8 protein-coding genes and 4 tRNA genes are annotated in these 11,630 nt (G+C 40.6%); 7 read left to right on the top strand and 5 right to left on the bottom strand.

What is annotated here, in order from left to right; genetic code table 11:
• Positions 1–12: 12 nt before the first annotated feature.
• The 5 genes from GBI16_RS16325 (at position 13) to GBI16_RS16305 (ending at position 1,065) form a co-directional block, all read left to right on the top strand.
• A tRNA-Asp gene (locus tag GBI16_RS16325) sits at positions 13–89 on the top strand.
• A 63-nt stretch (positions 90–152) separates the two neighbouring features.
• Positions 153–228, top strand: a tRNA-Val gene (locus GBI16_RS16320).
• A 49-nt stretch (positions 229–277) separates the two neighbouring features.
• Positions 278–354 (top strand) — tRNA-Asp (locus GBI16_RS16315).
• Between the two features lie 88 nt (positions 355–442).
• Positions 443–518 (top strand) — tRNA-Val (locus GBI16_RS16310).
• 85 nt (positions 519–603) lie between these two features.
• The gene (locus tag GBI16_RS16305; RefSeq protein WP_086208508.1) at positions 604–1,065 is read left to right on the top strand and encodes a DUF2750 domain-containing protein; all 462 of its coding nucleotides are present in this window, start codon (positions 604–606) and stop codon (positions 1,063–1,065) included.
• A gap of 14 nt (positions 1,066–1,079) precedes the next feature.
• Here the strand turns inward: GBI16_RS16305 and GBI16_RS16300 are convergent, their stop codons facing one another.
• The 4 genes from GBI16_RS16300 to yccS all read right to left on the bottom strand — a co-directional run bounded on the left by GBI16_RS16300 (position 1,080) and on the right by yccS (position 7,590).
• Positions 1,080–1,886: a YdcF family protein gene (locus tag GBI16_RS16300; protein WP_228267857.1), complete on the bottom strand. Its 807-nt coding sequence runs from the start codon at positions 1,884–1,886 to the stop codon at positions 1,080–1,082.
• 69 nt (positions 1,887–1,955) lie between these two features.
• Positions 1,956–4,601, bottom strand: a complete 2,646-nt coding sequence (locus GBI16_RS16295) for a sulfite reductase flavoprotein subunit alpha (RefSeq protein WP_151707477.1) — start codon at positions 4,599–4,601, stop codon at positions 1,956–1,958.
• A 168-nt stretch (positions 4,602–4,769) separates the two neighbouring features.
• Entirely contained in the window at positions 4,770–5,330 is a 561-nt protein-coding gene (locus tag GBI16_RS16290; RefSeq protein WP_086208506.1) for a YcxB family protein, read from the bottom strand.
• 85 nt (positions 5,331–5,415) lie between these two features.
• Complete coding sequence (yccS, locus tag GBI16_RS16285) at positions 5,416–7,590, bottom strand: YccS family putative transporter (protein ID WP_119063568.1); 2,175 nt, start codon at positions 7,588–7,590, stop codon at positions 5,416–5,418.
• Positions 7,591–7,730: 140 nt separating this feature from the next.
• Here yccS and GBI16_RS16280 point away from each other — a divergent pair, with 140 nt between their 5' ends.
• Entirely contained in the window at positions 7,731–8,939 is a 1,209-nt protein-coding gene (locus GBI16_RS16280) for a multidrug effflux MFS transporter (protein ID WP_151707476.1), read from the top strand.
• 70 nt (positions 8,940–9,009) lie between these two features.
• Here the strand turns inward: GBI16_RS16280 and GBI16_RS16275 are convergent, their stop codons facing one another.
• Positions 9,010–9,720, bottom strand: a complete 711-nt coding sequence (locus GBI16_RS16275; RefSeq protein WP_086208503.1) for a nitroreductase — start codon at positions 9,718–9,720, stop codon at positions 9,010–9,012.
• Between the two features lie 423 nt (positions 9,721–10,143).
• On the opposite strand from GBI16_RS16275, the gene GBI16_RS16270 reads away from it, so the two are divergent.
• On the top strand, positions 10,144–11,448 hold the full coding sequence (locus GBI16_RS16270) for a DcaP family trimeric outer membrane transporter (protein ID WP_086208502.1): 1,305 nt from the start codon (positions 10,144–10,146) through the stop codon (positions 11,446–11,448).
• The last annotated feature ends 182 nt before the right edge of the window (positions 11,449–11,630 follow it).

The raw sequence follows: 11,630 nt of genomic DNA, 5'->3' as shown, positions 1-11,630 counted from the left end.
CATATTTACGACGCAGCGGTAGTTCAGTTGGTTAGAATACCGGCCTGTCACGCCGGGGGTCGCGGGTTCGAGCCCCGTCCGCTGCGCCATTTAAATATAAATTTAAGTTCCTGAGCTTAAATTTGAAATCTAAGACTGACAATCTTAAATCAGGGCGCTTAGCTCAGTTGGTAGAGCGTCTGCCTTACAAGCAGAATGTCGGCGGTTCGATCCCGTCAGCGCCCACCATATTCAAGCTGTAAGCTTAATGACCCTAATTGCATTCGCAATTACCGTTGCAGCGGTAGTTCAGTTGGTTAGAATACCGGCCTGTCACGCCGGGGGTCGCGGGTTCGAGCCCCGTCCGCTGCGCCATTTCCTAGATCCCTTGTGCTAGTAAATGGAATCAAGCAAGATTTCTTTCTTGCATCATAAAAATAGCAATGCTATTTTTACTTCTCAAGGGCGCTTAGCTCAGTTGGTAGAGCGTCTGCCTTACAAGCAGAATGTCGGCGGTTCGATCCCGTCAGCGCCCACCATATTCCCTAGTCGTAAAAACCTTGCTTATCTCAAGCTGTTTTCATACACTTCTGTGCAATAATAATTTTAAAACATGACAGATTTATGAGAAATCCATATCAACGCAAAGCTGCATCTAAAAATCAAAATACTGCTTACGATCCTCTCCAAGTTTATCGTCTTTTTATTGAAACTATTGTGCATCAGGGCCATGTTTTGGCGTTGTATCATGATGGGTGGGCACTCTGTGCTACACCAACTGGACAGCGTTCATTTGCGATGTGGCAGAGTAAAGGCTTAGCACAGCTTTTAGTGAAAGATAATTGGGCGGGTTATGAAATTCAGAGTATTGGTTTAACGGACTTGGTTGAAAAAGTGATTCCTTTTTTACGTGTTGAAAATACGACAGTGTCGATGAATTTAACACCAGAAGGGCAGAATGTTTTGGTTGCTCCTGAAAAATTATTATTAGATATTAAAAATTATCTGTATCAGTTTTCGATACAAAAGCCTGATTTATTCAAGCAATTACAATTGCCTTCACCACGTCATATTCGTCTGCATTAATATATGGTTTTGCTTTAGTATTCGTTGAGTAGCCAACCGCTAATAAAGGCAAAATACTCTCGTAGCCATGCGTTATAGCGAGTTTCAAGTGGTGTTTTAGCACCGATCATGATGGGTGATTGATAACCTTGGCGAATTGCAATCGCACGACTACGTGGAATGTGGAAATCGCTGGTGACAATCGCAATTGGTTGTTCAATAGAGATATGTTGTTGAGCTAAAATCTTTTTGCTATTGAACAGGTTTAACTCTGTACTGGTACTTTGTTCTTCGGTGTAGATGCGATGGGCTGGAATATGGTGTTGATCCACCAAATATTGACGCATTGCGTTGGCCTCGCTGATGTTTTGCTGTGGAGATAGCCCACCACTTACAACAATAATAGTTTCTGGATATTGTTTTACGTAATGAGCTGCCTGATCTAAGCGACTGGCTAAAGTTGGACTCGGTTTACCGTGCTTTAGCCCACTGCCAAGAACTAAAACGGCGGGTGCATTGACATGGGGTATGTTTTGTTCATTTGAAAATTTTAAAAAGAGAAAGAAAATGGCTAAACTACAAATCCATAGCAAGAAAATAGCCCAAGTGTAACGCCATATTGATTGTCGGATTTTATTGGTTTGAATATAAGCCCTAAGCCTAGGGGCGGTGAGTGCATAAATTAGCAGACCTAATCCAATAAACAAAGGCAGGAGGATGCCGAAATCAAAGCGTAGTTGTAAAATAAAATACAAGCCATTTGCGAAAAGTAATGAACCGATGATAAAACTAATGATTCTTTTTGATTTTTGCATGTAGGCTTGTGAGTTTAGGCTTTGCATGGATTTTAGCAAATTTATATATAAAAAAACCGAGCACTGTGGCTCGGTTTTCTCATCTTGATTTAATGTTTAATAAACATCACGACGGTAACGACCTTCTTGGCGGAGTTGATCTAATTTTTCTTCGCCTAAGATTTCTACCAATGCTGTATCAACATCACTTGCCATCCCATTAATGCTACCGCAGACATAAATGACGGCACCCTTTTCAACCCATGTTTTAAGCTCATGGGCTTGTTCAGTCAGTTTATGGTGTACATAAACTTTCTCTGCTTGATCTCGTGAGAATGCTAAATCTAAGCGTTGCAAAATGCCTGTGGTTTGCCATGCTTCAATCGTACTTCGATAGAAGAAATCATGTTCACGCTGACGCTCACCAAAGATCAACCAGTTTTGAGTATAGTCTAGGCGGGTACGTGCATGGAGTAGACTCATTAAACCGGCGATACCTGTGCCATTACCAATACAAATGATAGGACGGTTGTCATTGATCAAGTGGAAAGATTCATTGGTACGAATACGCAGTGCGATAGGTTGCTGAAGCTCGGCATGTTGGGTTAACCAACCAGAACCTAAGCCCAGTTCACCTTCTAAATCTTGCTGTTGGCGCACAACCAAACGTAACACTTGTTGGGTCGGTACACTTGCAATCGAGTATTCACGTGTAGGTAAAGGACTTAACTGTTCCAGCAAATGTTCCAAATTGGCAAAAGGCTCAATCTCTGTGCTGAGGTTTTTATCCCAAAGTGCTTGCTCAATCGAAATAGCTAAGGATTCAACGATGCTCTGTGCTGCAATGTGATGCTTTTGCATGAAGGCTTGGATACGTGCTGTGCTATTACCAGGTTGGATTTCAGCAATATCGCCTGCTTGCCATGTAACATCGAAGTTGGTTTTTAGCTCGATATTATAAGCATGTGCGCCAACACTGTTTGGATTGAGTACTTCACGTTGTGCCAAAGTCCATTGATCAAAAGTTTTATCAATATTCATGGCTTGAAGTTCAAGTTTTGTTGCAGAGGCAAGAGCACTATTCCAACGCTGAATATCGCTGTTGTCTGCATTATTGACTTCAATGGTTGCAAATAAAGTATGCGCTCCATTGGCTTTTAACCAATGGTCAATGCGATGCCCAAAACTACAATAGGAGTCAGGGTATTCTTGAGAGCCTAAAGCCAATACGGCATAGTGCAGGTGTGACAAATCCAAGGTTGTATTTAAAAATTTCTTTTCAAAACTACTGGCTAAGTCAGGTGCTTCACCCGTGCCATAAGTACTTGCAATAAAAAGTACTTGTTCGGCAGTTTTTAAGTCATCAAGCGTTAAGTGTTGTACCGCTTTTACGCTTACTGGCTGTCTTGCTTCTTGTAAGCTGGTTGCAGTACGCCAAGCGATTTGCTCAGACACACCTGTTTGTGTTGCATAGGCAATCAGCCATGGTTTCGCATTTGGATCAACCGTAACATTCAATGCTCCGCCACGGGCTTGTTGGGTCAGTTTCTTTTGCTTACGGCGTTTCAGATAGAGCATCCAACCCGTTATAAAGAACAGTGGCATCATTAGTGATGCGAACATGGCAAAGAATTGATAAATTGGGCCAAAGAAGCTACCACGGTGTACAGGAAGCATACTGCTCATGATTTTTTCATTTAGCTTCTTCTCTTCATATAACTCCATTTTTTCAATTTTTGAAGTTTGATAATTAAAGACTGCTGAATTTCGCGCTCGCTCATGCTGTGGAATTGCATCTACAAATGAAAGCTCAAGTGTGCCATCTGGCTTTTTCGGGATATTTAAGGTCAGTGTTGAATAGTCGCGACCAACTTGTGCATTAAAGCCTGTCCATGTTTGGGTTAAAGCAATTTGCACTTGTTGAGGTGATAAGCCTTTATGCTCACCTTGCCCACGTGTAGCGTGCTCGCTTTGTGGGCCGCCACGACCTTGCTCACGTGACTCGCCACCACGAGCACCCGTTTGTTCGCCGCGTGGGCCTTGAACTACACCTGCATTTGGACGGGGGCCTTCTTGCATTTGTGGTTGCGGGCGTTCAACACCAAGCACTTTGAACATGCCATCGCGCCACCAATCATAGGACCAGTACAGCCCCGTACAGGCCAAGATGAGATAAAAAATCACCACCCAAGTGCCAACAACCGCATGTAAATCCCAAATGAAGTTGCGTCCTTTCAATTTAGGCTTAACAAAAAACCATTGTTTGATGGAGTGACGCTTGGGCCAACGGAGGTACAAACCACTCAATACAAAGAAGATGAGCATGAGGGTGCAGGCACCTGTGATTTGCTTACCCACAGGACCGACTGTTAAAGTGCGGTGTAGTTGTTGAATAAAGTTAAAAAAATCACGACCTTTGATTTCGGGTAAAACTTCGGCGGTATATGGATTTACCATCATGTTATAGCCACGGCGTGCACCTTCTTTCACAATATTAACTGTACTGGATGCAGTGGGCTCTTGAGCAATGGTAATACTGTTAATTTGGATGCTTGGATCATTCTTTTGGAAATGCAGATACAACTCAGCAGGAGTTAATTTATTGTTTTGACTTGCTTGAACGGTATAGCTGCTAGGATTCATCCACTTTAAGATTTGCTGTTCATAAGAGTAGATGGCACCTGTGACACCCATAAGAGATAGAATGAGACCCGCAGTGATTCCCAAAAACCAATGCACTTGGAAAAATGTCTTTTTAAACATGGCTAGACTTGATCGTGAGCGATTTGTTGTGCGCGAATTATACCTGAAGATTGAGAAGATACTATGGATTTAGCAATTAATATTTATTCTCATTATCATTTATATTTAGAGGTTTAGGGGATAAAAAAACCTCCCAAATAAGGAGGTTTTTTATAAAATAAAAAGCGATTAAAGCGGCTGAGCTTCACCCACAGTTTCTTTTAAATGCGTACGGATCGTATTAAATGAGAAGTTTTTACTATCCATGCGCTTTGGCAGGATGTAAGCACCTTCTTGGCCTTTCACCTTAAACTTAATCAATAAGAACTCAGGTGTGTTGTACCATTCATAAATATCTTTCCAACTGATTGCACCGACACCTTCCTGCATGCCCATTTGTTGGCGCATAACCAGACCATGAGGTTGTACACCTAAGCGAATGCCTTTAATTTCCTGTACTGGAAACTCATTCATTTTGCGTTTTACATACCATTCTAGGCCGAATTTACGGACCAGTAGATAGACTACAACACAGGCTATGGCAACCCAACAAAAAATTGTGGAATAGTTTTTAAGCAGAATTAAGCCGAGGATTGAAAGGGCAACGACTGCACCCATGATGATCCAGGCTTTCAGGCTGATTTTGTTTGTGCTACGCCAAATTTTTAATTGAGCATCGCGTTGTTCAGACTCAGTGATTTCATAGTTCACAGGCTGTAAAGTATAAGCGTATAAATTTTTCGCGGTCATAGTGAAAGTAACAGATTTAAAACTGCAAAAAGTTTAGCATTATTTAGAGCATTTCAGTGAGTATATTGTTCCAAAATCACCCAAATTATAATGAAGCTAATTCTGTAGCCTCGTGATCCCGTTCATGGCTCAAACTTTGCTTCAAACGACTGAATTGATTTAGGATGCTAAACATCAATGACAGCTGTTGCAAAATGATCAATGCTTTTTGATCTTCTTCATTATTTTGGCTTAAACGTTGACGAATGGTTTGAAGCATATTCTGTGCAGTTAAATCAGGCATTTCGTCACGTAGCAGTGCGCCTTGGATATTATCAAAAGCGCGATCCATCAATTCTAAAATTTGTGGGTCGTCAATTTTTTCACGATGTGCACCCAGTGCTGCAATATAACTGATAAAGGTATGATTGAGACACAGAAATTCAAATGCCAAACTTTTTTGAGTGGGATCAAAGTCAGGCTCGGTGGCTAAAGTTGAAATGAGTGAAGCAACTTCGGCATCGGTATTGTGCGCTGCACGGCGAACAACGCGATAATTCAAGCCATTGTTGCGTCCAGATTTATACTGCTCAATTACTTCAGCCAAATAATTGCATTGTGCGGCAAGGGAGCGGTAAATGGTGCGGGGGAGACGACGAAATTTCCAATCGGGGAAAATAAAACTCACACCCAACCACGCTAGCCCACAGCCAATCAGGGTGTCAATCATCCTCGGAAGTGCCGCGGCGTAACCCATGCCGTCTAAATTAAAGTTAATTAAAGCCAAAATAGTAATAAATGCAGTGGCTTGAGCATATTGTTTACTGCGAAGTTCGAAAAAGAGGACACCACTGATCACTAACATGACCAATTGGCCTTCAATGGATGGGACAAAATACAAGATGGCATAACCTAAAAGAATTCCCATCAATGTACCTATGATCCGCAAGCGCAAACGGCGTTTGGTGGCATTAAAGTTGGGTTGGCTGACAAATAAAGCGGTCAGTAAAATCCAATAACCATATTGAATATTGGTTACTTGAACAAAAATATAGCCGACCAAGAGCACAATCGAAACCCGTATTGCATGTCGAAATAGTACGGATTCAGGCGTGAGATTTTGTTTAATCCGCACCACAATGTCATCCCAACCTTTGAGATCATCATCTTTAAGCTGACTTTCAATGTGCTTACTTTTATCAAATTTAATATTGCGCTCAGTTTCTAAGTTACGAAGCTGTGCATCAATTGATTTTAAGTTTTGAAATAAGGAAAACAGTGCATTGACCCAAATTTGGTCATATTGTTGTTCATCTTTGAGCTTTTCTAAAGATAAGCGGAGGTTTTCAAATGCATGTTTAAAGCGTTTATTATGCACGTAGGTTTGGCGGTTTAATATGCTGCTACTGAGGTCCTTACAGGCCTTGGCTTGGATGGATAAAATACGTTGAAAGCGAAACAAGATATCACTGTGCTGAAAGATCTTAGCCAGTTTTTGATAGTCAATATGTGCTGAATCTGCACGTTCATGGATATCTTGTGCGACAAAATAATATTGCAAGCTCCGACGGGTATCACGCTGCCCGCGGTCACCTTTTAAACGGGTGAGTAGAGCGGTTTTCATGTCGTTGAATATCGCAATTAATTTGCCATTTTCCAGAGACAGCTCAATCATACTTTGTTGATAACTATTTGGCGTCATATCTACATCGAATAGATTAGACTTGGCAAAGAGAAAATCGGCCAAAGACGAATAACATTTGGATAAGTTATCTTGAACCTGACGTACTGGGAAAAGCAGAAAACTGATGGTTGAAATCAGGCTATACCAAATTGCACCGATGACTAAAAGCGAAGGTTGCATATACCATTGGTCAAAAAGACCGACACCAAGCATGGAATAGACGGAAATAACCAAACAACCATATGAAATGGTTGCATAACGACGTCCCAATGAACCCAGTAAAATAAAACCGATACAGGAAACAATAAGACCTAGCGCAAATAAAATCGGGTGCGGAAATAAAAAATAAATAGAGGTGGCTGTGACGAAAAAACCAATATAGGTATAAATCAAGTTCATGATGCGCACAGAAAAGCGGTCATCAATATCGCTTAAACCCGCTGCAACTGCACCCAGTGTAAGTGGAATAGTTGCCAGTTGGAACCCCATAAAATAAGGTACAAAAGCGGTTCCTGCAAAGGTGATGACCATGCGGAGGTTATACATAAAGGTTGTATTATAAGTAGCCTGTTTTAGGCTCGTCAGCCATGCTTTCAAAGCGCACCTTTATCTGTCTTTTAGGGTTAGACAATTTTCAAATATGAGAATATGTGAAATTTCACTTGCTCAGGTATAAATCATACTATGGAGCGTGTAAACTTGTCTGCAAACTCTCCTTTAAAAAACACATTAATCCTATGTCAACTACACAGGAAAAAGCGGAATATTCTAACGCTTGGATTCTTTTACTCGCTTCATTGACGGCACTAGGCCCACTTTCTATTGATATGTACTTACCCGCTTTGCCACAAATGGCAGATGACTTTGGGGTAAGCACACAAATGGTTGCTAACAGCTTGCCTGCATATTTTCTTGGTTTGGCTCTTGGGCAGCTAATTTATGGGCCTGTAAGTGACCGAATCGGGCGTAAAAAGCCTCTGTATTTTGGATTGAGCCTTTATATTGTGGCCAGTTTACTGTGTGTGTTTGCAAACAGTGAATGGAGCTTAATTGCTGCGCGGGTGTTACAGGCTCTAGGTGGTTGTGTCGGGGTGGTGATTGCACGTGCTGCAATTCGTGACCGTTTGGATATGCAAGCTTCGGCACAAGCTTTTGCCAGTATGATGATTGTGACGACCATTGCTCCAATTATTGCACCAAGTTTGGGCGCTTTGGTGCTGAGTTTTAGTAGTTGGCACAGTATTTTTGCCATATTGATGCTTGTTGGTTTGGGAAGTCTCTGTTGTGTACATTTCTTTTTTAAAGAAACTTTAGATCCAAAGCGTCGGTTAAAACTGAATTTCAATCAAGTACTCAACTTATATAGTGCGATTTTCCAAGATCCAAGTTTTAGACGACCAATGTTTGTCGGTTGTTTTGCTGGCGCGGTTTTATTTTGTTATATCAGTGCCTCAGCTGCCATTTTAATGGACGGGTATGGTTTGAGTCAGCAAATTTTTGCCTATGCCTTTGGTGCAAATGCAGTTGGCATCATGCTTTTCTCAACTTTAAATAAACGTTTAGCACGTAGTTTAAATGTATTTCAACGTTTAAAAATAGGGAGTGCTTTGCAATTGTTAGGGGTTATTTTGCTGTTAATAGCAGGAAGCATGGCATCAGCACCTTTATCTGTTGTGTGTGCAGGTATGTTTTTAGCCGTTGCAGCGATTGGTTTTACGGGACCAAATGCAATGGCAATTGCAATGTCTGAGCAAGGCGCTCGTGCTGGAACGGCTAGTGCTATTATGGGCAGTATGCAATTTGCATGTGGTTTACTTTGTGGCGTGATTCTAAATTTCTTAGTTTGGTCTGCACTTTTAAATATGGCCATTGTCATGGCTATTTTTGTGTTACTGGCTTTATATTATGTGTTCAAACTTGGGCAAGACGAAGGGATAAAAGCCTAAGTCTGAGACATTTAAATGTATAAAAAAGAGACTGTAATCAGTCTCTTTTGATAAATGAAAGCTGTGATCTCTATTCGTCAGTTAAAAAAACAGCAAACTCGTCTACGGGGACCCGTGGTGTGATAAAGCTATTCACAATGTGTTCTGGGTCTGCATAACCTAAAGCGATTGCGCCGACTAATTCTTCATCTGATGATGCACCAAGAATACCCAGTACGATAGAATGAAAGTGATTCCATGCTGCTTGTGGGCAGGTGTCTAAGCCACGTGCTTTGGCTGCAACCATCACATTTTGCATCATCATGGCAATGTCCATTTTAGACCCAATGCCCATGACTTTATTGACTGTAAAAAATAAGCCCACAGGTGCATCAAAAAATTGAAAATTACGGAGTTGCTGTTGAGCCATTTTACTTTTTTCATTCTTTTGAATGTTGAGTAATCCATACAGCCCCCAACCATTTTCGCGACGACGGTCAATATAGGGTGAAATCCAGTTTTCAGGATAATAAGCGAAAGTTTCTTGGTATTGTGCTGCTTTTTCAGGATGTTGAAAAAGCTCAAGTTGCGCATGACAAACACGTTCAACTATTTCGTCGCGCTTTTTCCCAGTGACCACATACACTTTCCATGGTTGTGTGTTGGTCCCTGATGGTGCTCGGCTGGCGACGTGTAAAATATCTTTAAGGGTTTGTACCTCAACCATTTGGTTTGTAAAGGCACGAACTGAATGGCGTGAGCGAATTGCTTGATCGACAAGATCGGACATCTGCTGCGTCATAATTATCCTACTTTTTATGCAAAGACGTAGTTTTGACCACTTATTTGGCAGCATGTGGTTATCAATCAAACTAAGACTTTAGTTATAAGAAAAAAATATAGATATCACCGAAAACTCAGTCTATATTTAAGAATATATGAAGAATTGTTACTTAATTATTGCAAAAACATTTTTAAATTGTAATTTCATAATTCAAAGCAGATGAAGTGTGATGCTTATTCCAGTTTAGAAGGTTTCTAATTAGACTTTAGTTGCAAAAGTAATAAAAGATCATATCCAAAAACATCGAAATGTGCGATTTTTCATCTTTATAAGATTGTTCTATACATAAAGAGACCGAAATGGAATGGTTTTTGTATAGTAAATTTTACTGAAATGGAATTTTTGACTTACCACTAACTATGTAATAAAGGAAGCTTGCGTATGCGTTTAGCCCTCACTAAAAAGCCATTTGTCGCTCAAAGCCTAGCACTCAGTGTTGCCGCGTTGATGATGACAACGACTCATGCAGCAACGAAAGAACAACAAGAGATTGCTCAATTGCGCGCTGAAGTTGCTGAGTTAAAAGCTTTAATGCAACAGCAGCAACAAGTTCAACAACAACAAGCCGTTCAGATTCAACAAGTCAAAGCACAGCCAGCACCACCTGCGAAGCCTGAGTCAGCATTGTCTTCATTTAAATCTAAGTCAGGTGCTGACATTAACCTATATGGTTTTGTTCGTGGCGATGCAAACTACATTATTGAAGGTGCGGATGATGACTTCAATAAAGTGTCTAGTTCAGATGGTCAAACCAAAGACAAGCTTCGCGCAACTGCTAAAACTACGCGTTTAGGTTTGGATTTCAATACCAATGTTGGTGGTGATAATAAGCTTGGCGGTAAGGTTGAAGTTGACTTTGCTGGAACAAATGAAGCACTACGTATTCGCCATGCGTATTTAACCTATAACAACTGGTTATTTGGTCAAACCACTTCTAACTTCCTGTCTAACCATGCGCCAGAAATGATTGATTTTGGGACCAACGTGGGTGGGGGTACGGCACGTATTCCACAAGTTCGTTATGGCTTTAATTTAGCGCCTGCAACCAAATTATTCCTTGCTGCTGAAGAAGGTAATAGTTCTGCAACAGCTCGAAATGCGACTAATACAGCAAACGTTACTTCAGATGTAAAATATAGCTTACCTGTATTAACTGCAAAATTAACGCAAGGTTTTGCAGATGGTAAAGCAAATGCATCTGTTCGCGGCTTAGTAGAGCAATATAAGTCTGATGCATCAGGCGATGATAAAACAGGTTGGGGTGTGGCAGCTGGTGTAAATTATCAAGTGATTGACCCGCTAAAACTAAGTGCAGATGTATCTTATGTACAAGGTAATAGTAATTACCTATATGGAAGTAATACAGCATTCTACGTAGATCCAGCAAATGGTAACATCGAGCAAAATGAAGCATTTGGTGTGCAGGTCGGTGGTACATATAAGTTCAACGAAAAATTACGTTCGACTTTAGCTTATGGCGCACTGTTTGCGGATGATGGTACGGATTACGCAACTTTAAATCCAGCAGCAAATGAAGAAGTTTACCAAGCATGGATTAACTTTATCTATTCACCAGTTAAGCCATTGGACTTAGGTGTTGAATATATCAATGGTAAACGCGATACCTTTGCAGGAAATAGCTACAAAGACAACCGTGTTGGTTTTATGGCGAAATATAACTTCTAAAATCGAAAACTGTAGTAACAAAACAGGAGCTTTAAGCTTCTGTTTTGTTTTTTAGAAAGCATAGAAAATTTATATAGGCTAAATAATGAGTGAAAATAGATTTTAGTATTTAAGACAGAAAAAGAATAAGGGAAATAGTTAAACATTATTGTAAAAAAATAAAGATAATCTATAAAAAATCT

It is taken from the genome of Acinetobacter sp. TUM15064 (genome assembly GCF_008980265.1).
GTDB lineage: Bacteria > Pseudomonadota > Gammaproteobacteria > Pseudomonadales > Moraxellaceae > Acinetobacter.
This window is presented reverse-complemented; position numbering and strand designations above follow the sequence as displayed.

What these genes read in the sequence shown, in the direction of transcription:
- GBI16_RS16305 (WP_086208508.1), top strand. Translation starts at nt 604, where the DNA reads ATGAGAAATCCATATCAACGCAAAGCTGCATCTAAAAATCAAAATACT.
- GBI16_RS16300 (WP_228267857.1), bottom strand. Translation starts at nt 1,886, where the DNA reads ATGCAAAGCCTAAACTCACAAGCCTACATGCAAAAATCAAAAAGAATC.
- GBI16_RS16295 (WP_151707477.1), bottom strand. Translation starts at nt 4,601, where the DNA reads ATGTTTAAAAAGACATTTTTCCAAGTGCATTGGTTTTTGGGAATCACT.
- GBI16_RS16290 (WP_086208506.1), bottom strand. Translation starts at nt 5,330, where the DNA reads ATGACCGCGAAAAATTTATACGCTTATACTTTACAGCCTGTGAACTAT.
- GBI16_RS16280 (WP_151707476.1), top strand. Translation starts at nt 7,731, where the DNA reads ATGTCAACTACACAGGAAAAAGCGGAATATTCTAACGCTTGGATTCTT.
- GBI16_RS16275 (WP_086208503.1), bottom strand. Translation starts at nt 9,720, where the DNA reads ATGACGCAGCAGATGTCCGATCTTGTCGATCAAGCAATTCGCTCACGC.
- GBI16_RS16270 (WP_086208502.1), top strand. Translation starts at nt 10,144, where the DNA reads ATGCGTTTAGCCCTCACTAAAAAGCCATTTGTCGCTCAAAGCCTAGCA.